This is a genomic window from Micromonospora sp. NPDC004551, assembly GCF_040609975.1.
In the GTDB taxonomy this organism is placed as follows: domain Bacteria; phylum Actinomycetota; class Actinomycetes; order Mycobacteriales; family Micromonosporaceae; genus Micromonospora.
Map to the genome: position 1 here is coordinate 112,775 of NZ_JBEXLM010000012.1, position 23,125 is coordinate 135,899.

At 73.9% G+C, this 23,125-nt stretch carries 21 protein-coding genes; 10 read left to right on the forward strand and 11 right to left on the reverse strand.

Translation table 11 applies throughout. The features are described from left to right. Positions 1 to 5: 5 nt before the first annotated feature. The 6 genes from ABZW14_RS16700 to ABZW14_RS16725 all read right to left on the reverse strand — a co-directional run bounded on the left by ABZW14_RS16700 (position 6) and on the right by ABZW14_RS16725 (position 5,356). Positions 6 to 1,184 carry a MarP family serine protease gene (locus ABZW14_RS16700; protein WP_355346560.1) on the reverse strand — a complete coding sequence of 393 codons (1,179 nt, stop codon included), beginning with the start codon at positions 1,182 to 1,184 and terminating at the stop codon, positions 6 to 8. A gap of 87 nt (positions 1,185 to 1,271) precedes the next feature. Next, positions 1,272 to 1,964 carry a CoA pyrophosphatase gene (locus tag ABZW14_RS16705; RefSeq protein WP_355346563.1) on the reverse strand — a complete coding sequence of 231 codons (693 nt, stop codon included), beginning with the start codon at positions 1,962 to 1,964 and terminating at the stop codon, positions 1,272 to 1,274. Beyond that, the gene (locus tag ABZW14_RS16710; protein ID WP_355346566.1) at positions 1,961 to 2,566 is read right to left on the reverse strand and encodes a TlpA disulfide reductase family protein; all 606 of its coding nucleotides are present in this window, start codon (positions 2,564 to 2,566) and stop codon (positions 1,961 to 1,963) included. Before ABZW14_RS16710 ends, ABZW14_RS16705 begins: the two co-directional genes overlap by 4 nt. Next, positions 2,563 to 3,342 carry an endonuclease III gene (gene nth, locus ABZW14_RS16715; protein ID WP_355346569.1) on the reverse strand — a complete coding sequence of 260 codons (780 nt, stop codon included), beginning with the start codon at positions 3,340 to 3,342 and terminating at the stop codon, positions 2,563 to 2,565. Before nth ends, ABZW14_RS16710 begins: the two co-directional genes overlap by 4 nt. A gap of 62 nt (positions 3,343 to 3,404) precedes the next feature. Continuing rightward, positions 3,405 to 4,607 (reverse strand): CapA family protein, encoded by a 1,203-nt coding sequence (locus tag ABZW14_RS16720; RefSeq protein ID WP_355346572.1) that lies wholly within the window; start codon positions 4,605 to 4,607, stop codon positions 3,405 to 3,407. A gap of 86 nt (positions 4,608 to 4,693) precedes the next feature. Then, on the reverse strand, positions 4,694 to 5,356 hold the full coding sequence (locus tag ABZW14_RS16725; RefSeq protein ID WP_355346575.1) for an adenosylcobinamide amidohydrolase: 663 nt from the start codon (positions 5,354 to 5,356) through the stop codon (positions 4,694 to 4,696). A 219-nt stretch (positions 5,357 to 5,575) separates the two neighbouring features. Here ABZW14_RS16725 and ABZW14_RS16730 point away from each other — a divergent pair, with 219 nt between their 5' ends. Beyond that, positions 5,576 to 6,253, forward strand: a complete 678-nt coding sequence (locus ABZW14_RS16730) for a Crp/Fnr family transcriptional regulator (RefSeq protein ID WP_007073398.1) — start codon at positions 5,576 to 5,578, stop codon at positions 6,251 to 6,253. A 171-nt stretch (positions 6,254 to 6,424) separates the two neighbouring features. Continuing rightward, on the forward strand, positions 6,425 to 7,168 hold the full coding sequence (locus ABZW14_RS16735; protein ID WP_355346578.1) for a metallophosphoesterase family protein: 744 nt from the start codon (positions 6,425 to 6,427) through the stop codon (positions 7,166 to 7,168). 76 nt (positions 7,169 to 7,244) lie between these two features. Here ABZW14_RS16735 and ABZW14_RS16740 read toward each other — a convergent pair whose 3' ends face one another. Beyond that, positions 7,245 to 8,258: an acetamidase/formamidase family protein gene (locus ABZW14_RS16740; protein ID WP_355346581.1), complete on the reverse strand. Its 1,014-nt coding sequence runs from the start codon at positions 8,256 to 8,258 to the stop codon at positions 7,245 to 7,247. Beyond that, the gene (locus ABZW14_RS16745) at positions 8,258 to 9,697 is read right to left on the reverse strand and encodes an APC family permease (RefSeq protein ID WP_355346584.1); all 1,440 of its coding nucleotides are present in this window, start codon (positions 9,695 to 9,697) and stop codon (positions 8,258 to 8,260) included. The genes ABZW14_RS16740 and ABZW14_RS16745 overlap by 1 nt, the downstream gene beginning before the upstream one ends. A 147-nt stretch (positions 9,698 to 9,844) precedes the next feature. On the opposite strand from ABZW14_RS16745, the gene ABZW14_RS16750 reads away from it, so the two are divergent. The 7 genes from ABZW14_RS16750 to ABZW14_RS16780 are packed head-to-tail and all read left to right on the forward strand — an operon-like array spanning position 9,845 to position 18,909. Then, positions 9,845 to 10,489: a TetR/AcrR family transcriptional regulator gene (locus ABZW14_RS16750; protein WP_355346587.1), complete on the forward strand. Its 645-nt coding sequence runs from the start codon at positions 9,845 to 9,847 to the stop codon at positions 10,487 to 10,489. A 16-nt stretch (positions 10,490 to 10,505) separates the two neighbouring features. Next, a complete protein-coding gene (locus ABZW14_RS16755) occupies positions 10,506 to 11,300 on the forward strand; it encodes a TIGR03084 family metal-binding protein (protein ID WP_355346590.1) in 795 nt (264 codons plus the stop codon). Beyond that, positions 11,297 to 12,979, forward strand: a complete 1,683-nt coding sequence (locus ABZW14_RS16760; RefSeq protein ID WP_355346593.1) for an acyclic terpene utilization AtuA family protein — start codon at positions 11,297 to 11,299, stop codon at positions 12,977 to 12,979. Before ABZW14_RS16755 ends, ABZW14_RS16760 begins: the two co-directional genes overlap by 4 nt. Then, positions 12,976 to 14,145, forward strand: coding sequence for an acyl-CoA dehydrogenase family protein (locus ABZW14_RS16765; protein ID WP_355346596.1), 1,170 nt, complete (start codon positions 12,976 to 12,978; stop codon positions 14,143 to 14,145). Before ABZW14_RS16760 ends, ABZW14_RS16765 begins: the two co-directional genes overlap by 4 nt. After that, a complete protein-coding gene (locus ABZW14_RS16770; RefSeq protein ID WP_355346598.1) occupies positions 14,142 to 15,743 on the forward strand; it encodes a carboxyl transferase domain-containing protein in 1,602 nt (533 codons plus the stop codon). Before ABZW14_RS16765 ends, ABZW14_RS16770 begins: the two co-directional genes overlap by 4 nt. A gap of 11 nt (positions 15,744 to 15,754) precedes the next feature. Next, complete coding sequence (locus ABZW14_RS16775) at positions 15,755 to 17,749, forward strand: biotin carboxylase N-terminal domain-containing protein (protein ID WP_355346601.1); 1,995 nt, start codon at positions 15,755 to 15,757, stop codon at positions 17,747 to 17,749. Next, positions 17,746 to 18,909: an acyl-CoA dehydrogenase family protein gene (locus ABZW14_RS16780; protein ID WP_355346604.1), complete on the forward strand. Its 1,164-nt coding sequence runs from the start codon at positions 17,746 to 17,748 to the stop codon at positions 18,907 to 18,909. Before ABZW14_RS16775 ends, ABZW14_RS16780 begins: the two co-directional genes overlap by 4 nt. Positions 18,910 to 18,967: 58 nt before the next feature. On the opposite strand, the gene ABZW14_RS16785 is transcribed toward ABZW14_RS16780, so the two are convergent. Beyond that, positions 18,968 to 20,200, reverse strand: a complete 1,233-nt coding sequence (locus ABZW14_RS16785; RefSeq protein WP_355346606.1) for a GH25 family lysozyme — start codon at positions 20,198 to 20,200, stop codon at positions 18,968 to 18,970. 433 nt (positions 20,201 to 20,633) lie between these two features. On the opposite strand from ABZW14_RS16785, the gene ABZW14_RS16790 reads away from it, so the two are divergent. Then, a complete protein-coding gene (locus ABZW14_RS16790; protein WP_355346609.1) occupies positions 20,634 to 21,098 on the forward strand; it encodes a hypothetical protein in 465 nt (154 codons plus the stop codon). Here the strand turns inward: ABZW14_RS16790 and ABZW14_RS16795 are convergent. Both ABZW14_RS16795 and ABZW14_RS16800 read right to left on the reverse strand, forming a co-directional pair. After that, positions 21,085 to 22,593, reverse strand: a complete 1,509-nt coding sequence (locus ABZW14_RS16795) for a serine/threonine-protein kinase (RefSeq protein WP_355346612.1) — start codon at positions 22,591 to 22,593, stop codon at positions 21,085 to 21,087. The two genes, ABZW14_RS16790 and ABZW14_RS16795, sit on opposite strands and share 14 nt — an antisense overlap. A 30-nt stretch (positions 22,594 to 22,623) precedes the next feature. After that, on the reverse strand, positions 22,624 to 23,106 hold the full coding sequence (locus ABZW14_RS16800; protein WP_355346615.1) for a hypothetical protein: 483 nt from the start codon (positions 23,104 to 23,106) through the stop codon (positions 22,624 to 22,626). Positions 23,107 to 23,125 lie beyond the last annotated feature (19 nt).

Genomic DNA, 23,125 nt, shown 5'->3' on the forward strand with positions numbered 1-23,125 from the left:
GTGTCTCAGGTGCAGTCGCCGGTGGCCACCCCCCGGGTACGCTCCGCGCCGGCCAGCGCCACCGACCGGGCCTCGGCGGCGGTGACCGCGAAGCCGGTGTTCGGGTCGTCCGCGGCGGCCGCGAAGATCACGCCGAGCACCAGCCCGTTCGAGGAGACCAGCGGGCCGCCCGAGTTGCCGCTGCGGACCAGCGCCCGGATCGTGTAGATCTCCCGGGTCACGTCACCGGCCGAGTAGATGTCCGGCCCGGTGATCCGGTCGACGTCCCGGATCCGGGCCGGCCGGGCGTCGTACGGGCCGTCGAGGGGGAAGCCCAGCACGATGGCGTCCGCGCCGCTGCCCGCCTCGCCGGCGGCGAAGCGCAGCGACGGCCCGGGCAGCCCCGGGACGTGCAGCACCGCCAGGTCCCGCGCGGGGTCGTAGACGACGACCTCGCCGTCGTAGCGCTCGCCGCGCAGTTCCACCGCCACCGACCGGGTGCCCGCCACCACGTGCGCATTGGTCATCACCCGGTCGTCGGCGTAGACGAAGCCGGAGCCCTCGATGCGGCGGGCGCAGCTCGGCGCGGAGCCCAGCACCTTCACCACCGCCCGCTGGCTGTTCTTCACGACCTGGGAGTTGGCCAGCGCCGGGTCGGGCGGGGAGACCTGCCGGGCGCGGGTCGGCGCGAGGTCGCCGAAGACGTCCGGGAAGCCGTTGGTGTCGACCGTGTCGCGCAGCGCCGTGGACAGCTCCTGCGCCTTGTCCGGCAGCACCCGGTCGACCACGGTGAGCACCGCGCTGTTGCGCACCGAGGAGGCCAGCCAGGGCACCGACGACGAGCCCAGCGGCACGGCGACCAGCCAGGCCACCAGCATGACCGCGAAGACCGAGATGATCGCGCCGCCGGCGTCGTCGACCTTCCGCCCGACCGGCCCGGTGATCGCCGCCCGCAGGTTGGAGCCGAGCCAGCCGGCCAACGCCTGACCCAGCACGGCCAGCCCGAAGATGGCCACCAGGGAGATCAGCACGCGGGTGCCGCTGTCGGCGAACTGCCGGGCGATCAGCGGGCCGACCTGGAGGCCGAGCAGCGCGCCCAGGAAGAACCCGGAGAACGACAGCGCCCCGATGACGAAGCCCTGACGGTATCCGCTGATCGCGAACACGAGCATGAGCAGGAGCAGTACGAGATCCACGGCGGACACGCCCCCAGGGTACGGGCACCGTGCCCGCAAGAGGCTGACCGCTCGCTGAACGTGACCTTCGGATCCGCGCCGGTGATCGCGCCCGGCTCAGCGGACCGGGCTCTCGTCGACCGCGTCGGTGCCGGCCGAGGGGGCCGGAGCGGCGCCGGGCGGCGGCAGGTCCACCACCCGGGAACGCGGCCACGGGCGCGACCAGCCGCCCATCTCCAGCAGCGTGTTCAGCACGCCGGCCGTGAAGCCCCAGACCAGCATGCCCCGCACCGAGAAGGCCGGGCCGATCCAGCCGCTCGGGTGGCGTACCCGCATCCGGTTCTCGGGGTCGACCAGCTCGGCGACCGGCAGCCGGGCGACGTGCGCCACCTCGGCGGGCTCGCGCGGGTGCACCGGGTGCGGGTCGTGCCACCAGGCGAGCACCGGGGTGACCACGAAGTCACTGACCGGGATCCAGAGCTTGGGCAGCTCGGCCAGCACGGTCACGCTGGCCGGGTCGAGGTCGACCTCCTCGTTCGCCTCGCGCAGCGCGGTGGCCCGGGCGTCGGCGTCCTCGGGGTCGGCCGCGCCACCCGGGAAGGCCGGCTGCCCGGCGTGGTTGCGCAGCGTGGCGGCGCGCTGGAGAACCAGCACGTCCGGACCGGCGCCCGGCTCCTCGCCGAGCAGCACCAGCACGGCGCTCTCCCGGCCGCCGCTCTCCGGGGTGGTGAGCCGGGTGAAGTCCTCGGCCCGCGCGCTGCCGAGCCGGTCGAGCAGCGGGTCGAGCCAGTCCGGGTGCTGTCGGGTCACAGCCGCACCCCGAGATGGGTGCGGACCAGCTCGGCCAGGCGGGCGTCGTCCAGGGCCCCGGTCGAGTCGGTGTGCCGGATCCGCCCCTCGGCGTCGACCAGGACGGTCAGCGGGAAGGCGTTGCGGCCGAGCGCCCGCTCGAACGCGTCCCCCTGGTCGACCAGCATGGGGAACCGGACACCGAAGTCCTCGCCGATGGACTGCGCCCCGCCGCGGCTGTCCCGGCTGTTGACGCCGATCACCTGGAACCGGCCGCCGGCCCGCTCGCTGAGCCGCTGGAACGCGGGCAGCTCCTTGCGGCACGGCGGGCACCAGGACGCCCACACGTTGATCACCGCCGGTCCCTTGACGTCGCGCACGTTGACCGGGGCGCCGCCGGTGAAGCAGGACAGGGTCAGGTCGGGCAGCGGATCGCCGGAGGCGCCGGACGCGGCCGGGCCGGAGGCCGGTGCGGCGGCGGTCAGCGGGGCGCAGTCGGCGAACGGCGAGGGCCGGTCGGCCCGGGTGGCCGGCGCCGGGCCCGCCGGCTCGTCGGTGGTGGCGGTGCAGCCGGCCACCGCGAGCAGGAGCGGGACGAGCAGGTACGCGAGCCGGCGGGTCACGGCACCTCCGCCGCGACCGCCTGCTGCGGGACCAGGTCGGGGTCGATGCCGACAGCCGCCGCCAGATCCCGGGCGCGGGGCCCCTTGAGCAGCTTGGCCGCGGCCGCCGGATCGGTCGGCCCGGTGCCGTACGCCGGGCAGAGCTTCGCCAGGGTGCAGGCGCCGCAGGCCGGCTTGCGGGCGTGGCAGACCCGCCGGCCGTGGAAGATGATCCGGTGCGACAGCATCGTCCAGTCGCGCTTCGGGTAGAGCGCGCCGATCGCGTGCTCGATCTTCACCGGGTCGGTCTCGGTGGTCAGTTGCCACCGCTGCACGAGCCGCTGGAAGTGGGTGTCGACGGTGATGCCGGGGACGTCGAAGGCGTTGCCGAGGATCACGTTGGCGGTCTTGCGGCCGATCCCCGGGAGGGTGACGAGGTCGGCCAGCTTGCCGGGGACCTCACCGTCGTAGCGCTCACAGAGGGCCCGGCCCAGGTTGATCAGTGAGCTGGTCTTGTTGCGGTAGAAGCCGGTGGGCCGGATCAGCTCCTCCAGCTCGGCGCGGTCGGCCCCGGCGTAGTCCGCCGCGCTGCGGTAGCGGGCGAACAGCTTCGGGGTGACCTCGTTGACCTTCTTGTCCGTGCACTGCGCGGAGAGGATCGTGGCGACGGCCAGCTCCAGCGCGTTGGAGTGGTCGAGCTCACAGTGCGCGTCGGGGTGGGTCTCGGTCAGCACCCGGCCGATCCGGCGGGCACGGCGCGTGCGACCGAGGTCGGTCTCGGGGGAGCGCGTGGTCACGCCGGCCAGCCTACGTCGCGGGGACGACGTCCCGGCCGGGCCCACGCGGGCAGCGGTGCGTCTCAGTCACCCGCCGGGACGCTGATCTTGCCGGATCCGTCGAGCCGCGCGCCGGAGTTCGGGAAGTCGGCCCGGCTCATGTCGCGGACCAGCCCGAGGCCCCGGTCCTGCCCGTCGATGGCCGGCCGGCCCACGCTGTTCATCTGGGTCGAGGTGAACTGGCCGCCGACGAAGCGGCCCTCCGCGGTCAGCGAGACCTTCAGCACACCGCCCCAGCCGAGCCGGCCGGAGCTGTTCAGCGACTTCCCGCCGCCCGCGAAGTTGCCCAGGCTGTAGGCGATCAGCCGCCCCTTGTAGAACTCCATGCCGCGCAGCACGTGCGGGCCGTGCCCGATCACCAGGTCGGCACCGGCGTCGATCACGGCGTGCGAGAACCGGATCGGGTCGCCCCGGTTCTCCCCGACGTACATCTCGGTGCCCGGCTTCACGTGGCTGCGATCGGCGCCCTCGGCGCCCATGTGCACCTGCACCACGACCAGGTCGGCCATCCCCTTGGCCATGGTGATGACCTGCTTCGCGGCGTCGAGGTCGAGCAGGCTGTTCGACCAGGGGTACGACGAGAAGCCCGCCACCGCGACCTTGATGCCCTTGACGTCGACCACGGTGATCTCGCCGGGCGCGCCGGTGTGCTTGAGCCCGTGCGCCTCCAGCGCCGACTGGGTGTTCTCGTAGCCCTGCCGCCCGTAGTCGTAGCCGTGGTTGTTGGCCTGGTTGAGCAGCTGGAACCCGGCCGAGCGCAGGTGCGCCGCCCAACCCGGGGGCGCCCGGAACTGGTAGCAGTTCTTCGGCTGCGGGCCGCACTTGCCGGCGCCGGTGTCGTCGGTGAGCGGCTCCTCCAGGTTGCCCATCACCAGGTCGCCCTTGAGCGCGGCCTCGACGTCGTCGAAGAAGCCCTTCCCGCCGTTCGCGGGCAGCCGGGACGGGGCGTTGCCCATGATCACGTCGCCGGTCGCGGTCAGTGAGATCGACTTCTCCGCCGCCTCGCTCGGCGCGGCGGGCTGGTCGCCCTCGACCGGGCTTCCCGACGCGGTCGACCCCCCGCCCTGACCCGCCTGCCAGAGCGGCCCGTCGCCGGAACCGGCGTCGCCGCAGCCGGCGGCGAGCAGGATGACGAGCACGGCACCGAGGGCGGCGGTGAGGCGGCCGCCGAGGGCGGTGGGGCGGCGGCGACCGGGACGAGGCACGGAGCGGGCGGAAGCGTACATCGTGGGCGACGCTACCGTCCCGGGAACGCGGCGACGAGGGCCGATCGGTCGGAAAACCCGCCGGCCCGGCGAGGACGGGTCCACGCTCAGCCCGCCCGCCGGTGGGACCAGGGCACGACCGTGCCGGCGCCGCCGGCCAGCACGGCCGCGTGCACGGCCCGGGCCAGCGGGGCGCCCCAGGCCGACCGGGGGCCGCCGTACGGGGCCGGTTCGCCGTCGGCCGGGCAGAGGATCGTCACCGCGTCGGTGGGGGTGCCGGTGGCGGGCAACCCCAGCTCCCAGATCGCCTGGGCCTTCGCCTCGGTGGCCGTGGCCACCGCGTTGACGAGAGCGGCGTCGCCGAGCCGGGCCGGCACGTACACGACGATGTTGACCGTGCCGACCCGCTGGGCGGGCGTGGCGGGCGCCGGCGCGGCGGCCCAGATCGGCATGCCGAGGCCGACGGTCGCCCAGACCCGCACGCCGCCGTCCGTCCGGGCCACCACCTCGCTCACGTCGACGCCGGTCAGCAGCCCGACGCCGGGCCCGGTCAGGCCGAGGCCGTCGGCCAGCTCGGCCAGGTGGGCGGCGGGGTCGTCCCGGTCGTACGACATCGGCACGGTCGCGTTGACCACCCATCCGCGGGCGCCGATCCCCCCGCCCAGCGGGGCGGAGCCGACCGCCAGCAACGGCGCCTCGGCCCGCCAGACCAGCAGCGGGATGTCCGACCCGTCCTCGGGCCGGGTGGTCAGGAACGGCTCGCTCAGCACGCCGGTCACCCTACGATCACAGGTGGGGACGGGTGGTGCCCACCCGCACCGGAGCCGGGATCCTAGTCGTTGACCGGGTCGGGCAGGTTACGCCCAACGATCAAGATTCCAGGGGTGCACCTCTGATTCCTGCTCATGTGCGCCTAGACTGGCGGCGCGCGAGGGATCAGCGGACGGCGGACCCGGCCGACGGACGGCACGCGCAAGCGGAGGTGCGCGATGGACGAGGTACTGGCCCGCAGCGGGATCTTCCAGGGTGTCGACCCGGAGGCTGCCGAGGCGCTCGCCAAGGAGATGGAGACGATCGAGGTCCGCAAGGGCGAGGTCGTCTTCAACGAGGGCGAGCCCGGCGACAGTCTCTACATCCTCCTGTCCGGCAAGATCAAGGTGGGTCGCCGCGCGGCGGACGGCCGGCAGAACCTGATCGCCGTGATGGGCCCGTCGGACATGGTCGGCGAGCTGTCGCTCTTCGACCCCGGCCCGCGTACGGCGACGGCCACGGCGGTCACGGACACCCGGCTGGTCCGGCTGCGCAAGCAGGCGCTGCGGCCCTGGCTGAACAACCGGCCGGAGATCGCCGAGCAGCTGCTGCGGGTGCTCGCCCGCAGGCTGCGCCGGACGAACGACTCGCTCGCCGACCTGATCTTCACCGACGTGCCCGGCCGGGTCGCCAAGAACCTGCTCCAGATGGCCGGCCGGTTCGGCACCCGCGACGGCGGCGTCCTGCGGGTGACCCACGACCTCACCCAGGAGGAGATCGCCCAGCTCGTCGGCGCCTCCCGGGAGACCGTCAACAAGGCCCTGGCCGACTTCGCCTCGCGCGGCTGGCTGCGGCTGGACGGCAAGAGCATCATCATCCTCGACCCGGAGCGCCTGGCCCGCCGCGCGCGGGTCTGACCGCTTACCGACGCCCCGGCCCGGCCCGCTTCTGCGGTCCGGGCCGGTTCCGTCTGACGCTGCGGCACGGCGGACGGCCCGGCGCAATGGTTCCGCGGGTCCGGGCCGGTTCCGTCTCTGCCGGCCGCAGAATTGCTGGACCAACTGCCCGCCCGGGCGCAGGCTGGGGCGATGATCGAGCGGGTGGCCGTCCTCTCCGACATCCACGGCGCGCTGCCGGCGCTGGAGGCCGTCCTGGCCGAGCCGGACGTGGCCGCCGCCGACCTCATCGTGCTCACCGGCGACATCGCCGCCGGCCCGCAGCCGGTCGAGGTGCTCGACCTGCTCACCGCGCTCGGCGACCGGGCGTGCTGGGTCGGCGGCAACGCCGACCGCGAACTGGTCGAGGCACGGGCCGGCCGGCCGGCCGGTATCGAGGTGTCCGACTGGGCCGCGGCCCGGCTCCGCGACGACCAGGTGGCCCGGCTCGCCGCGCTCCCGCCGACCGTCACGCTGCCGGTCGCCGGGCTCGGCGACGTGCTCTTCTGCCACGCCACGCCGCGGGACGACGAGGAGGTGGTGCTTGTCGACTCCCGGCTGGAGCGCTGGGCCGAGGTGTTCGCCGGGCTGCCGGCCGAGGTCGGCACGGTGGTCTGCGGGCACACCCACATGCCGTTCACCCGGCTGGTCGACCGCCGCCTCGTGGTCAACCCGGGCAGCGTCGGCATGCCGTACGGGGGCGCGGGCGCCTGGTGGGCGCTGCTCGGGCCGGGCGTGCAACTGCGCCGGACCGGCTACGACGTGGACGCCGCCTGTGCCCGTGTGGCCGCCGAGTCGGGCTTCCCGGACGCCGCTGCCTGGGCCGACGAGTACCTGCGTTCCCGTCACTCGGACGCCGACGCGCTCACCGTCTTCGGCCCGCGCGACGGCCGCTGACCGGGCCCGCCCGCGCGGGCTCGTGCCGCGGGCGGCGGGACCGGCCGGAGGCGACCCGGCCGGTCCTCTGTGCCGGTCAGCGGTGGGTCAGGTAGTGCCGGGCCGTCTCCCGCAGCCGGGCGTGCACGCCGTCGTACGCGCCGGCCCCGCCCAGGTAACGCTTGTCCACCTTCGCCACCATCGTGTAGTTCGTGTCGCACACGTTGCCGACCGGCGCCTCGCCGGCCTGGCTGACCAGCTGGTACGCGTCGAGCTGGTCCAGCCCCACCAGCTCGGCGGTCCAGGTGACCAGGTCGTGCTGGCTGATCCGGTAGGCGTCCTCCAGCGGGCGGGCCGAGCCGGTCGACATCAGCGCGTCGTCCGACTCCAGCCGCGGCCACGGGGTGCCGGCCCCCTTGACGACGTCCACCACGACCGTGGTGTTCATGGCCGCCTCGATGCCGGTGCCGCAGACCTCGCCGTGGCCCTGCCGGCAGTGCCCGTCGCCGAGGGCGAAGAGCGCGCCCGGCACGTTCACCCCGAAGTACGCGGTGACGCCGGCCCGTAGCTCCGGGGTGTCCATGTTGCCGCCGTGCGCGTCCGGGGTGATCGTCATCCGCGCCTCGAAGGCGCCCGGCGCCACCCCGGCGGTGCCGTGCATCGGGTCCAGCGGCAGCGCCACGGTGTAGTCGCCCCGGCGGGCCCGGTACGTGGCCGTGCCGGCGGCGACGTCGACGTCGTACCGCCAGACCACCTCGTCGAGCGGGGGGTGCAGGGTCGCCGTGGTGTGGGTGCCGGTGAGCGCGCCGAAGTGCGGGAAGGTCGTGGACACCGCCCAGTCCCGGGCCGGCTCGATGGCGACGAAGTGCACGGCCAGGGTGTCACCCGGCTCGGCCCCCTCGACGTGGATCGGCCCCGTCACGGGGTTGAGGTAGGGGAACTCGCAGACCTGCGACGGCAGGTCGTCGACGCTCCGGACGCGCCCGCCGAAGCAGTCCTCGGTGTACAGCTCGAGGATCGTGCCCGGGCGCACCCGGAGCACCGCCTCGCGCCCGCCGAAGGTGTAGGAGAGCTCGTCCGGCTCCGGCCGGTACTTCACCACGTCGGTCATCAGTGCGGCTCCTTCACCGGCTCGTCGGTGCTCTCGTGGGCGACGTCGACCAGCGCGGCGAGCTCGGGACGCCGGCCCGTCAGGTAGAAGACCACCAGGACCAGCAGCCCGACGCCCAGCCAGACGAACCCGAGCACCTGGGCGGCGACCTTGGCGTTGATCACGACGTAGAGCAGGATCAGGAACCCGATCACCGGCACCACCAGGTGCCGCAACCAGTCCCGGCTGCCGTTGCGCACGACGTAGTGGGTCACCACGGAGACGTGCAGCGCCAGGAACGCGGTCATGGCACCGAAGTTGACAAGTGTGGACAGCAGCGAGATGCCGTCGTCCCGGCTGGCCATGTAGAGGCCGAGCGCCAGCGAGATGGCGGCGACCAGCAGGGTGGCGTTGGCCGGCACCTTGTGCCTCGGGTTGATCCGGGCGAGGAAGCGCGGCATCTGCCGGTCGCGGGCCATGGCGTACAGCAGGCGGGAGGTCGCGGCCTGGGCGACGAGGGAGTTGGCGAAGCCCCAGGCGATGGCGGTGGCCAGGGCGGTCAGCCCGGCCAGCCAGCCCCCGCCGGCCACGCGGGCCGCGTCGTAGAAGGCGGTGCCCTCGGGGTCGCCGTTGTCGAGCAGGCCGGGCGCGTCCGGCACCAGCAGGGCCGCGACCCAGGTCTGCACGACGAACAGGGCACCGGCCAGCAGCAGCGCCGCGACCATCGCCCGGCCGATCTGCCGGGCCTCCTCGCGGCTCTCCTCGGCCAGCATGGAGATCCCGTCGAAGCCGAGGAAGGACAGCACGGCGATCGACACCGCGCCGAAGACCAGCGGCCAGGAGAAGGTGTCTCCGTCGAACAGTGGCCGGAGCGAGAAGCCCGCACCCTTGCCCTGCGCCAGCGCGACCACGCCGACCACCAGGAAGATCGCGAGGATGACCAGCTCGGCGGCGAGCATGACCCGGTTGACCCGGGCGGTCATCCGGATGCCGAAGTAGTTGACGACGGTGTTGAGCACGACGAAGGCCGCCAGCCACGCCCACACCGGCACGCCGGACACCAGGGAGTGCATGGCCACGCTGGCCACCAGGTAGAGCAGGCCGGGCACGAGGACGTAGTCGAGCAGGATCACCCAGCCGGCGAGGAAGCCGACGGGCGGCGCGATGCCGCGACCGGTGTAGCTGTAGACGGAGCCGGCCATGGGGAACGCGCGGACCATCTGGGCGTACGACAGGGCCGTGAACATCATCGCCACCATGCCGATGATGTAGGCCAGCGCGACCATGCCGCCCGAGCCGGAGTACACGCTGCCGAAGATGCCGAAGGGTGCGATCGGCACCATGAAGATCAGTCCGTAGATGAGCAGGTCGGTGAAGCTGAGGGTCCGGTTCAGTTCCTGCCGGTAGCCGAACCGTTCGACCTGGGCACCGGTGGCGGATGGGTCGGGAGGTTGAGTCACGGCACGCCTCCTTGATCTGGTGAGGCCGCACGTTAGTCCAGCCACCGGCGGACAGCTAGATCCATGTGCCTGGATTGAAAACATCGACAAAGCGACGCAGAAAAAGTCAGTCTTGACTGTTTGTTTCAGGGGCGGCACGCTGTCCCCGTGCCCGCCGCATCGACCCGCGTCCCCCAGCAGGAGCGCAGCCGCGCCACCCAGGCCCGGCTGCTGGAGGCGACCGTCGAGTGCCTGGTGGAGCACGGCTGGTCCGGCACCACCACGACCGTGGTGGCCGCCCGGGCCGGCGTCTCACGGGGCGCCCAGCTGCACCACTACCCGACCAAGGCGGCCCTGGTCACCGCCGCGGTCACCCACCTCACCGAGCGCCGGGCCGTGGAGCTGCGCACCGAGGCCGCCGCGCTGCCGGCCGGCCCGCGCCGGCTCGACGGGGTGGTCGACCTGCTCGCCGCCGCCTTCACCGGGCCGCTGTTCGTCGCGGCGCTGGAGCTGTGGGTGGCCGCCCGCACCGACGCCGAGCTGCGCGACGCCCTGGTCCCCCTCGAAGCCCGGGTGGGCCGGGAGATGCACCGGCTGACCGCCGACCTGCTCGGCGTGGACGAGCGGCGGCCCGGCGTCCGCGAGGCCGTGCAGGCCACCCTCGATCTGCTCCGCGGCCTCGGCGTGGCCAACCTGCTCAGCGACGACTCGGCCCGCCGCACCGCCCTGCTGCACACCTGGAAGCGCCAGCTCGCCGCCCTGCTCACCCCCGACGACGGCCCGCCGACGCCCGGGAGCGCGCGGCCGCACTGATCCCTCCGGAGGCACCATGGTCGACCTGACAGCCCTGCTCGCGGACCTGGCCGCCGAGTCCGAGGAGCTCGACGCCCTCGTCGCGCCGCTGCCGCCGGAGGCCTGGGCGCGGCCGACCCCGGCGCCCGGCTGGAGCATCGCGCACCAGATCGCGCACCTGGCCTGGACCGACCACGTCGCCCATCTCGCGGCGACCGACGCGGCGGCGTTCTTCGCCTCGGTCACCTCCGCGCCGGACCCGTCGCGGCTGGTCGACGACGGCGCCGAGGCGTTCCTCGCCCCGCCCGCCGCGTTGCTGGGCCGCTGGCGGGCGGGCCGCACCGCGCTCGCCGCGGCGCTCACCGCCGTCCCGGCCGGGGAGAAGCTGCCCTGGTACGGCACCCGCATGTCACCCGCCTCGATGGCGACCGCCCGCCTCATGGAGACCTGGGCACACGGCGAGGACGTGGCCGACGCGCTGGGCGTCGGGCGCGCCCCGACAGCCCGGCTGCGGCACGTGGCGCACCTCGGCTTCCGTACCCTCGGGCACGGCTTCGCGGCCCACGGCCGCGCGGTGCCGACGGCGCCGGTCCGGGTCGAGCTGGTGGCACCCGACGGGAGCACCTGGGCCTTCGGGCCGGCGGACGCCGCCGACCGGGTCACCGGCCCGGCGCTCGACTTCTGCCTGCTGGTGACCCAGCGCCGCCACCGCGCGGACCTGGCGCTGGTCGCCACCGGGCCGGTCGCCGACGAGTGGCTCGACGTGGCCCAGGCGTTCGCGGGCCCGCCCGGTGACAAGCGGGAGGCGGCGGGCAGCGGGGTGGCCCGGTGAACGCGCTGCGGGTCGGCAACGCGTCCGGCTTCTACGGCGACCGCCTCTCCGCCTGGGGGGAGATGCTCGACGGCGGCGAGCTGGACGTGCTGACCGGCGACTACCTGGCCGAGCTGACCATGCTGATCCTCGGGCGGGACCGGATGCGCGACCCCTCGCTCGGCTATGCGAAGACGTTCCTGCGCCAACTGGAGGGTGCCCTCGGCACGGCGCTGGAGCGCGGGGTCCGGCTGGTCACCAACGCCGGCGGGCTCAACCCGGCGGGGCTGGCCGCCGCGATCGGCGCGCTCGCCGACCGGCTCGGCCTCACCGTCCGGATCGGGTACGTCGAGGGCGACGCCCTGGCCCGGCCGGACGCGTTGACCGCGAACGCCTACCTGGGGGCGTTCGGGATCGCGGCGTGCCTCGACGCCGGGGCGGACGTCGTGGTCACCGGGCGGGTCACCGACGCCTCGCTGGCGGTCGGCCCGGCCATCTCCCGCTTCGGCTGGACCCGCGACGACCTCGACGCGCTGGCCGGGGCCACCGTCGCCGGGCACCTCATCGAGTGCGGGGCCCAGGTCACCGGCGGCAACTTCAGCTTCTTCACCGAGCTGCCCGACGGCGGGCACCGCCCCGGCTTTCCGATCGCCGAGATCCACGCGGACGGTTCGTCGGTGCTCACGAAGCACCCCGGCACCGGCGGCGCGGTCACCGTCGAGACGGTCACCGCCCAGCTGCTGTACGAGGTGGGCGGGCCGGCGTACCTCGGGCCGGACGTGGTGACCCGGCTGGACACGGTGGAGCTGGCCCCCGACGGGCCGGACCGGGTGCGGGTCTCCGGCGTCCGGGGCACGCCCCCGCCGGGCACCCTCAAGGTGGGCGTCAACAACCTGGGCGGCTTCCGCAACTCGATGACGTTCGTGCTCTGCGGGCTGGACATCCCGGCCAAGGCGGCCCTCGTGCGGGGGCAGTTGGAGGAGGCGGTCGGCAAGGAGGGGCTGGAGTTCACGCTGGCCCGGACCGACCACCCGGACGCCGGCGACACCGAGGCGGCGAGCGCGCTGCTGCACGTACACCTGCGGGACGGCGACAAGGCGCGGGCCGGGCGGGCCTTCTCGGCGGCCGCCGTGGAGCTGGCGCTGGCCTCCTATCCGGGCTGCACGTTGACCACCCTGCCCGGCGACGCCACGCCGTACGGGGTGTTCACCGCCGACGCCGTGCCGCAGGACGCGGTCGCGCACGTGGCCGTGCTGCCGGACGGCGCCCGGGTGCCGATCGCCCCACCGGCGCGGACGGCGGCACCCCCGACCGGCGAACAGACCCCCGGCGGGCGGTCCGACCACGCCGGGCCGACCCGGCGGGCGCCGCTCGGCGAGCTGGTCGGCGCCCGATCGGGCGACAAGGGCGGGGACGCGAACCTCGGCGTCTGGGCCCGGGACGACGCGGGCTGGGCCTGGCTGCGCGGCTGGCTGACCGTCGCGCGGCTGGCCGAGCTGCTGCCGGAGACCGCACCGCTGACGGTCGAGCGCTACGAGCTGCCGAACCTGCGCGCGGTGAACTTCGTGATCCGGGGGCTGCTCGGCCAGGGGGTGGCCGCCTCCACCCGCTTCGACCCGCAGGCCAAGGCGCTCGGCGAGCTGCTCCGCTCCCGACTGGCCGACCTGCCCGCCGACCTCACCCCGGGGGTGACCTCGTGACCATCGTGGACACCCCCGAGCGGCGGCAGCTCCGCGAGCTGACCCGCGCCTTCGTGACCCGGGAGGTCCTGCCCCACCTCGACGACTGGGAGCGGGCCGGCGAGGTGCCCCGCGCGCTGCACGAGACCGCCGCGAAGATCGGGCTGCTCGGCATCGGCTTCCCCGAGGCGGTCGGCGGCAGCGGTGGTGACCTGCTCGACTCGATCCTGGTCACCGAGGAGATCATCCGCTCGGGCGGCTCGTCCGGCCTGGTCGCCGCGCTCTTCACCCACGGCATCGCGCTGCCGCACATCGTCGCCGCCTGCGGCGACAAGGCAGGCCCGGGCGCGGCCGGTCCGCAGCATTTGATCGACCGGTACGTGCGGCCCACGCTCGCCGGCACGATGATCGGCGCCCTGGCCATCACCGAGCCGGACGGCGGCTCGGACGTGGCCGGCATCCGCACCTGCGCCCGGCGGGACGGCGACCACTACGTGGTGAACGGGTCGAAGACGTACATCACCAGCGGCCGGCGGGCCGACTTCGTGACCACCGCCGTCTGCACCGACTTCCCCGGCTCCGGCTCGCTGAGCCTGCTCGTGATCGAGAAGAGCCTCCCCGGGTTCACCGTCGGGCGGCGGCTGGAGAAGCTGGGCTGGCACTGCTCCGACACCGCCGAGCTCTCCTTCGTGGACGTCCGGGTGCCGGTGACGAATCGGATCGGCCCGGAGGACACCGGCTTCCTCGCGATCATGCAGCAGTTCGCCACCGAGCGGCTCTCCCTGGCCACGCAGGCGTACGCCACCGCGCAGCGCTGCGTGGAGCTGGCCGCCCGCTGGTGCCGGGACCGGAACACCTTCGGCCGCCCGCTCGCCAGCCGGCAACTCGTCCGGCACCGGCTGGCCGAGATGCACACCCGCGCCGAGGCGGCCCGGGCGTACGTGCACGACGTGGCCGAGCGGGTCGCCGCGGGCCAGCCCGTGGTGGCCGAGGTGGCGATGGCGAAGAACGTCGCGGTGGCCGCCTGCGACTTCGTCGTCGATGCGGCGCTGCAACTGCACGGGGGCTTCGGCTACCTGCGCGACGCCGAGGTGGAACGGCACTACCGCGACGCCCGCATCCTCGGCATCGGGGGCGGCACCACCGAGATCATGAACGAGATCATCGCGAAGGGCATGGGCCTTTGACCACACTGGAGAGCGCGATCGACCCGTCCTCGCCGGCATACCGGGCCAACCGCGAGGCGCTGCTGGAACGCCTCGCCGAGCTGGACGCCGAGCTGGACAGGGCCCGGGCCGGTGGCGGTGAGAAGTACGTGACCCGGCACCACGAGCGGGGCAAGCTGCTCCCCCGGGAGCGGATCGAGCTGCTGCTCGACCCGGACAGCCCGTTCCTGGAGCTGTCGCCGGTGGCCGCGTACGGCACCGACTTCCCGGTCGGCGCCAGCACGGTGACCGGCATCGGGGTGGTCGAGGGCGTGGAGTGCCTGGTGGTCGCCAACGACCCGACCGTACGCGGCGGCGCCGTGAACCCCTGGGCGCTCGCGAAGACCCGGCGGGCCGGTGAGATCGCCCTGGCCAACCGGCTGCCCATGGTCAACCTGGTGGAGAGCGCCGGCGCGGACCTGCCCACCCAGGCCGAGATCTTCATACCGGGCGGCCGGGTGTTCCGCGACCTGACCCGGCTCTCCGCGGCGAGGATCCCCACGGTCAGCGTGGTCTTCGGCAACGCCACGGCGGGCGGCGCGTACGTGCCGGGCATGTCGGACTACACGATCATGATCCGGGACCGGTCGCAGGTCTACCTGGCCGGGCCACCGCTGGTGAAGATGGCCACCGGCGAGGTCACCGACGACGAGTCGCTGGGCGGGGCGGCCATGCACGCCACGAGGTCCGGCCTGGCCGACTTCCTGGCCGAGGACGAGCGGGACGGCATCCGGCTGGCCCGGCGGTGCGTACGCCGGCTGAACCGGCGCAGGCAGGGGCCACCGCCGCGCAACCCGTCCCCCGCGCCACCCCGGTACGACCCCGACGAGCTGCTCGGCATCGCCAGCGCGGACCTCAAGGTGCCGTTCGACCCGCGCGAGGTGCTGGCCCGGGTGCTCGACGGCAGCGAGTTCGACGAGTTCAAGCCCACCTACGGCACCGCGCTGGTCACCGGCTGGGGCGAGCTGCACGGTTACCCCGTCGGGGTGCTGGCCAACGCCCGGGGCGTGCTGTTCAGCGAGGAGGCGCAGAAGGCCGCCCAGTTCATCCAGCTCGCCAACGCCGCCGACACCCCGCTGGTCTTCCTCCAGAACACCACCGGCTACATGGTCGGCACCGAGTACGAGCAGCGCGGCATCATCAAGCACGGCGCCCTGATGATCAACGCGGTGTCCAACTCGACGGTCCCGCACCTGACGGTCAACCTCGGCGCCTCCTACGGCGCCGGCAACTACGGCATGTGCGGCCGGGCGTACGAGCCGCGGTTCCTGTTCACCTGGCCGAACGCCAAGTCGGCCGTGATGGGGCCGGCGCAGCTCGCCGGTGTGCTCTCCATCGTCGCCCGCCAGGCCGCTGCCGCGCGGGGCCGCGACTACGACGAGGAGTCCGACGCCGCGATGCGCATGATGGTCGAGCAGCAGATCGAGTCGCAGTCCGGAGCGCTCTTCCTCTCCGGCCGGCTCTACGACGACGGGGTGATCGACCCCCGGGACACCCGGACCGTCCTCGGGCTCTGCCTGTCGGCGATCCACAACGGACCGGTGAAGGGCGCCGACGGCTTCGGCGTCTTCCGGATGTGAGGGGTCGAGCCATGATCACGAGGCTGTTGGTCGCCAACCGGGGGGAGATCGCCCGCCGGGTCTTCGCCACCTGCCGCACGCTCGGCGTCGAGACGGTCGCCGTGCACTCCGACGCCGACGCCCGCGCGCCCTTCGTGGCCGAGGCCGACCAGGCCGTCCGGCTGCCCGGCAACACGCCGGCCGAGACGTACCTGCGGATCGACCTGGTCCTGGACGCGGCCCGCCGGTCCGGCGCGGACGCAGTCCATCCGGGCTACGGCTTCCTGGCCGAGAACGCCGAGTTCGCCGCGGCGGTCACCGACGCGGGGCTGATCTGGGTCGGCCCGCCGGCCAAGGCGATCGCCGCGATGGGCGACAAGATGGCGGCCAAGGCGCTGCTCGCCGACGCGGGCGTGCCCATGCTGCACACCTGGACCGAGACCGATCAGGTGACGGACTTCCCGGTGCTGGTCAAGGCCGCCGCGGGCGGTGGCGGCCGGGGCATGCGGGTGGTCCGCGACGCCGCCGGGCTCGCCGAGGCCGTCGCGGGCGCGCGCCGCGAGGCGGCCGCGGCGTTCGGCGACGGCACGGTCTTCATCGAGCGGTACGTCGAACGCGGCCGGCACGTCGAGGTGCAGATCTTCGGCGACAGCCACGGCACGGTGGTGGCTCTCGGGGTGCGCGACTGCTCGATCCAGCGCCGGCACCAGAAGATCGTCGAGGAGGCGCCGGGCGTCCTGCCGCCCGAGGTGCGGGAGCGGCTGCACGAGGCGGCGGTGGCCGCCGGCCGGGCGGTCGACTACGTGGGCGCGGGCACGGTGGAGTTCCTGCTCGCCCCCGACGGGCAGGTCCACTTCCTGGAGATGAACACCCGCCTCCAGGTGGAGCACCCGGTCACCGAGCTGACCACCGGGCTGGACCTCGTGCGGCTGCAACTCCTCGTGGCCGAGGGGGAGCCGCTGCCGCTGACGGCCACCCCACCGGCCGACGGCCACGCCGTCGAGGTACGGCTCTGCGCCGAGGATCCGGCCCAGGGTTACCGCCCGGCCACCGGCACGCTGCACCGGTTCGCGATTCCCGGGGTGGCCGCCGAGTTCGCCCCGGCGAAGGGCCTGCGGCTCGACTCCGGCGTGGTCGACGGCTCCACGGTCGGGGTCCACTACGACTCGATGCTCGCCAAGCTGATCGCCTGGGCGCCCACCCGGGCCGAGGCGGTCCGCGCTCTCGCCGGCGCGCTGGCCCGGGCCGAGCTGCACGGCGTCGTCACCAACCGGGACCTGCTGGTCCGGGTGCTGCGCAGCCCGGAGTTCGGCGCCGCCGACATCGACACCGGCTTCCTGGACCGGCACGACGAGGTCTTCGCCCCGCTGCTCCCGCCGGACCGGCTCCCGCTGGCCGCCCTGGCCGCCGCGCTCGCGTCGGCCGTGCGGCGGCGCGCCGAGGCCACCATGCTGGCCGGGCTGCCGTCCGGGTGGCGCAACGTGCCGGCGTTCCCGCAGGTCGCCCGGTTCGCCGGAGCGGACGGCGCCGAGATCGAAGTTCGGTACCGGCTGGACCGCACGGGAGCGCTCGCCGACTGGTCGGTGTCGGCGGCGGGTGGCGACCCCGGATCCGGCGTCGAGGCGGTGACCCTGGTCGAGGCCGCCCCGGACCGCGTGGTGCTCGACGTCGACGGGGTGCGGCGGGCGTTCCGCGTACACCGCGTGGGGTCGGACGTCTTCGTGGACGGCCCGGACGGGGCGGCGAGCCTCACCGAGCTGCCGCGCTTTCCGCTGCCCACCGCGGAGCCGGCGGCCGGGTCGCTGCTCGCGCCGCTGCCCGGCGCGGTGACCCGGGTGCACGTCGAGGTCGGCCAGCGGGTGAGCACCGGTGACCTGCTGCTGACCCTCGAAGCGATGAAGCTCGAACACCCCGTGCTCGCCCCGGCCGACGGCGTGGTGGCGGAGCTGCCCGTGCCGGCCGGCGGCCAGGTCGACACCGGGGCCGTGCTGGCCGTGGTCAACGCCGACGAGGAGGACCCCCGATGAACTTCGACCTCACCCCCGAGCAGGACCAGCTCCGCGACGCCGTCCGCGCGCTGGGGCGGAAGTACGGCCATGGCTACTTCGTCGAGAAGGCCAAGGCCGGCGCGCACACCACCGAGCTGTGGCAGGAGGCCGGCCGGCTCGGCTACCTGGGCGTCAACATCCCCACCGAGTACGGCGGCGGGGGCGGCGGCATCACCGAGCTGGCCATCGTCTGCGAGGAGCTGGCCGCGGCCGGCTGCCCTCTGCTGCTGCTCGTGGTCTCGCCGGCCATCGCGGCCACCGTCATCAACAAGCACGGCACCGACGAGCAGCGCAAGCGCCACCTGCCCGGCCTGGCCGACGGCTCGCAGAAGATCGTGTTCGCGATCACCGAGCCGGAGGCCGGGTCGAACTTCCACCGGCTCGGCACGGTGGCCCGCCGCGACGGCGACGACTGGCTGCTCACCGGCCGGAAGTGCTACATCTCCGGCGTCGACGAGGCCGGGCACGTGCTGGTCGTGGCACGTACCGAAGACGCGTCCACCGGGAAGCTCAAGCCGGCGCTGTTCATCGTGCCGACCGACGCACCCGGACTGGAGAGGTCCAAGCTGGACATGGAGATCCTGTCCCCGGAGAACCAGTTCCTGCTCTACCTGGACGACGTCCGGCTGCCCGCCGACGCGCTGGTCGGCGAGTCCCTCGACGCCGGGCTGCCGGCACTCTTCTCCGGCCTCAACCCCGAGCGGATCACCATCGCCGCGATGGGCGCCGGCACCGGCCGGTACGCCATCGAACGGGCCAGCGGGTACACCGCCACCCGGACGGTGTGGGGCGGGAAGAGCATCGGCTCGCACCAGGGCGTCGCCCACCCGCTCGCCCACGCGGCGGTGCAGGTCGAGCTGGCCCGCCTGATGATCCACAAGGCGGCCACCCTCTACGACGCCGGGCGCGACCTGGAGGCCGGCGTCGCCGGCAACATGGCCAAGTACGCGGCCGGCGAGGCCGCCGCGCTCGCCGTGGACACCGCCGTCCAGGCGCTCGGCGGTGCCGGCATGACCACCGAGTACGGCGTGGCCACCCTGCTCGGCGCGGTCCGCGCCGGCCGGATCGCCCCGGTCAGCCGCGAGATGATCCTCAACTTCGTCGCCCAGCACGTGCTGGGCCAGGACAAGTCCTACTGAGCCCGGTGAGCGCCGGCGCCCGGCACCCCTGGTCAGGGCGCCGGGCGACGGCGGCGGCTCAGGAGGTGGCGATCCGGTCGAACTTCTCCCACGGGCCGATCGCCGTCCGGTTGGCGATGAGCGGCTTGGTGCCCGCGTTCTCCGCCACCACATACCGGCCGTTGGCGTTGGCCCGGAGGCTGATGCTGCCGTCCGCGTTGGTGATGATGGTGAACTTCTCCCACGGGCCGACCGCCGTCCGGTTGGCGATCAGCGGCTTGGCGCCCCCGCTCTCCGCGACCACGTAGCGGCCGTTGGCCCGCGACTTGAGGGCCACGAAGCCGCCGCCCGCGTCGACCACGTCGAACTGCTCCCACAGGCCGATGGAGGTGCGGTTGGCGATGAGGGGCTTGGCACCGGCGCTCTCGGCCACGACGTAGCGGCTGTTGATCCGCGCGCGCAGGGCGATCGGGGCGGCGACCGCCGGGGCTCCGGTGAGCCGGGTCAGGGCCGCGTAGTCGCCGTTGAACACGTTCTGGCTGTAGTTGGCGGGCTTGCTGGCGTCACCGGCGGCGTACTGCCAGATGGTCTCCGTCGTCCAGCCGGCCGGCAGGGGCGGACGGGTGGTGGTGTAGCCGGCGATGTCCAGCGGGTTGGCGCCGAAGGTGGCATTGTTGCCGGTGCACGGGTTCCAGTAGTTGGTGTTCGTGTAGATCATCACGGGCCGCCCGATGCGGACCTTGACCTGGTCGGTGAAGGACTTGATCCAGGCGGACATCTCCGTCGTGGTCAGCCCGTAGCAGGTCGGCGCGCCGGACCAGTAGGGCCACTCGATGTCCACCATGGGCACCAGCGTCTGGCTGTCCTTGGCGAACTTCGCGTTGTCGACGAAGAAGTTCGCCTCGGTGACCGGGTCGCGCCCGTCCGGGCGGGCGAAGTGGTAGGCGCCCACGAGCAGGCCGGCCGCCTTGGCCGCCGCGTAGTCCTCGGCGAAGTAGGGATTGCGGTACGTCTGCCCCTCGGTCGCCTTGACGTACGCGAACTTGTAGCCGTTGGCCGCCACACCCGGCCAGTCGATCGGCCCGAGATTGTGGTCGTGGCTGGAGACGTCGATGCCGCGGATCGCGTAGCCGGCCGGCGTGGTGGCGCTCGTGGATGCCGAGGCGGTGCGCGCACCGGGCTTGACGCCGGCGTTCGCCCGGCCACCGCCGTCGGGAGCGGAGCCGGCCGCACTGACCGGCTGCGACATGCCGAACGCCGTGCCGAGCGCGAGCCCGGCGGACACCAGAACAGAGATCAGTCTTCGGGACATGGAGGTCGGGATCTCCTCGGTCGGGAGGTCGAGGGCCGCCGGTCGCCCAGGCGCGGATCACGGCGGCGGAACACCCTCGCGTTCGGGCCGGGGGTATCGGCCGGAGCGGGGTTCGGCGGTACTCTAACCCGCCGCACCGGCCTTCCGGTGTCCCGAACGCTCGGCGTTCCGACCGTCCACCGGGTCAGGGCCTGGGGTGCGGCGGGTGCCCGATCACCCGCCGCGTCCATGACTCTAGGGATCACGGCCATCCGGAGTCGTCCGTCAAACGCGGGCAGAAGCGACAGATTGCCGATTGATGTAACGAGATTGTCTTGATCGGCGCTTTAAGCAGCCCTCCGGAGTAGAGGGTGACCGGCTGCGCGGGCCTTCTGACGGGAAGCCGTCCGGGTCCGGCGGTTGACAGTTCGGGACCCTGGGCCATGCTTGTCGGGTGAGTTCGTTCCCGAAGCCCGATGCGCGGGTCAAGGCCGTCGTCGCGTCGCTGGCGGCGGTGGCGGCGCTGGTGACGTTGGTGGTGTGGCGCCCGGCCGGCATCCTGTCGGTGGTGCTGGCCCTGGTCTGCGTGCTGCTCGGCATGATCGCCGGGGTGGCGGTCACCGCCGCCCGGCAGGCGCCGCCCCGCGTCGACGCCCCGAGCGACGAATGGCCGGTCCCCGCCCCGTACGGAGTGGACGCCGACACGCTGGAGGCGATCGACCCCCGGGCGGTCCGGCAGCTCCGCACGCCGGCCGGTGGCTACGCGGGTGACGCCGACACGTTGGAGGCACTCGATCCGCGAGCGGTGCGGGACCTGCGGGCGGCCGGCGGCCACCCGGGCGACGCCGACACCCTGGCCGCACTCGACCCGCGGGCGGTACGGCAGCAGCGGGCGGCGAACGGGATCAGCGACCGGTGAGGGTCGGCACGGCCAGCGCGTCCACGCCCCGCCCTGCCAGGCACCGGTAGGTGCGGTCGAGGTCCGTCGCGGCCGGCGGCAGCACCTCCAGATTCCAGCCGGTCACCTGCCGGATTCCGCTGACCAGCTGGAACGTGCTGACGCTGCAGACCTGCTGGACGGCCGGGTCGGCGAGCACGGCGCCGTGGCCCGCCCCGGCCAGCGCGGCCGGCAGGTCGCCCTGGGCGTAGGTCTCCCACGTGTGCCGGCCGTCGCAGGGCACCTGGGTCGCCTCGGCCTGGTTGCGGCGCAGGCGTACCGGGCCGTAACACTCCAGTTCGGACGCACACCGGGCACCCGCCGGCAACCGGGCGTCACCCGCCGCGCAGCCGGGCGCGACCTTCGCTCCGGCCCCGCTGGCCACCGGAGTCGGCGACACCACGGTCGGCCCACCGTCGGCCAGCCAGGCACCGGCCCCGGCCGAGGCGGCGAGCGCGAGCACACCCGCCCCGCCGAGGAACCAGCGCCGCGGCCAGCGCCGGCCGCGGGCCGGCACGGTCGGGTGGGTGTCGTCCGAAGGCGGGCGCGGGCTCGGCTGGCCGGAGCGCGTCAGCGGGTGGCCGCCCGTGGTGGAGCCGCCGCTGAACGGAGGCCCCGGATAGGGCGCACCGCTCACCGGCGCGGCGCCCGGGTCCAGCGGGAGTGCGGCGAGCATGCCGCGCAGCTCGACGGCCGAGGGACGCTCGCCCGGGTCGTTGGCCATGCCCAGCCGCAGCACGTCGACCAGTTCGTCGGGCACACCGGGCAGGCCGGGGATCGGCTGCTGGAACATCTCCAGCACGGTGACGAGGCTCGGGTTGCGCTCGGACTGCCAGCGCGGCGGGCGGCCGTGCATCACCGCGTAGAGGGTGGCGCAGAGCGCGTAGACGTCGACGGCCGGACTGGGCGGGCTGTGGCTGAACATCTCCGGCGGCGCGTAGGCCGGTGTGAGCACCTCCAGGGTGACCGACGCGTCGCGCACCTCGGCCAGCACCGCCAGCCCGAAGTCGGCCAGCACCGCCGGGTTGAAGTGCGAGTAGAGGATGTTGGCGGGCTTGACGTCCCGGTGCAGCACCCCGGCCGCATGCGAGTGGGCCAGCGCGTCGGCGATCTTCACACCGAGGTCGCGGGCCTCCGCCGCCCCCAGCGGACGCCGGCGCATCCGCTCCGCGTACGAGCCGTCGCAGAGCTCCATGATCAGGTAGGGGTGCTGGTCGACGGTGACCCCGACGTCGAAGAGGTCCACGACGTGCGGGTGGGAGGACATCTTTCCGGCGGCCCGCGCCTCGCGCAGGAACCGGGCCTGGTCCCGATCGCTGTCCAGCGTGCGGTTCTCCACCTTGACCGCGACCTCGCGCCCCACCGAGATCTGGGTGGCCCGGTAGACGGTGGCGTAGCCACCCCGGGCAAAGACCTCCAGGTCGGTCAGACCGGGCACGATGGGCAGCCGCAGGGCACCGGGCGGGGTCTCGGTCACGACTCGAAAATACCCAATGGTTCCGGTCGCTCAGTGCACCGCGTCGGTGGCCGGAACCGGGCCCGGCCCCGGCACGGCGTCGTCAGCAGCGGCCGGCCGGCCCGGCCCGGTGGCCGCCCGGCGGGCGTCCCACCACAGGCCGACGGCGGTCGCGACCGCGCCCAGGCCCTCCCAGGCGGCGACCCCGAAGAACCGGTCCGGTGCGACGTCGGAGAGCACCGCGATGCTGAAGACCGTGAAGGTCACCAGCCGGAACCAGACGGTGAACCGGTAGAACGGCCGCCACTCGGTGACCACCGCGAGCAGGTAGTAGACGCCCATGTTGAACGAGGCCATCGACGACGCGGTCAGGAACGTCCCGGTGTAGTCACCGGAAGCGCGTTCGGCCGGCACCTCGAAGCCGAGCAGGCGGAGCTGGGCCTCCGGCCAGATCAGCCCCAGCGCGCCGAGCAGCAGCGCCAGAAGCCCGAAGACCGCGATCGTCCAGCCGGCGCCCGAGCGCGGCAGCCTCATCGTCCCTCCCACCCGCGGC

Coding starts and splice junctions, on each gene's coding strand:
- ABZW14_RS16720 (WP_355346572.1), bottom strand. CDS start 4,607: ATGTACGCTTCCGCCCGCTCCGTGCCTCGTCCCGGTCGCCGCCGCCCC.
- ABZW14_RS16730 (WP_007073398.1), top strand. CDS start 5,576: ATGGACGAGGTACTGGCCCGCAGCGGGATCTTCCAGGGTGTCGACCCG.
- ABZW14_RS16735 (WP_355346578.1), top strand. CDS start 6,425: ATGATCGAGCGGGTGGCCGTCCTCTCCGACATCCACGGCGCGCTGCCG.
- ABZW14_RS16740 (WP_355346581.1), bottom strand. CDS start 8,258: ATGACCGACGTGGTGAAGTACCGGCCGGAGCCGGACGAGCTCTCCTAC.
- ABZW14_RS16755 (WP_355346590.1), top strand. CDS start 10,506: ATGGTCGACCTGACAGCCCTGCTCGCGGACCTGGCCGCCGAGTCCGAG.
- ABZW14_RS16775 (WP_355346601.1), top strand. CDS start 15,755: ATGATCACGAGGCTGTTGGTCGCCAACCGGGGGGAGATCGCCCGCCGG.
- ABZW14_RS16780 (WP_355346604.1), top strand. CDS start 17,746: ATGAACTTCGACCTCACCCCCGAGCAGGACCAGCTCCGCGACGCCGTC.
- ABZW14_RS16785 (WP_355346606.1), bottom strand. CDS start 20,200: ATGTCCCGAAGACTGATCTCTGTTCTGGTGTCCGCCGGGCTCGCGCTC.
- ABZW14_RS16800 (WP_355346615.1), bottom strand. CDS start 23,106: ATGAGGCTGCCGCGCTCGGGCGCCGGCTGGACGATCGCGGTCTTCGGG.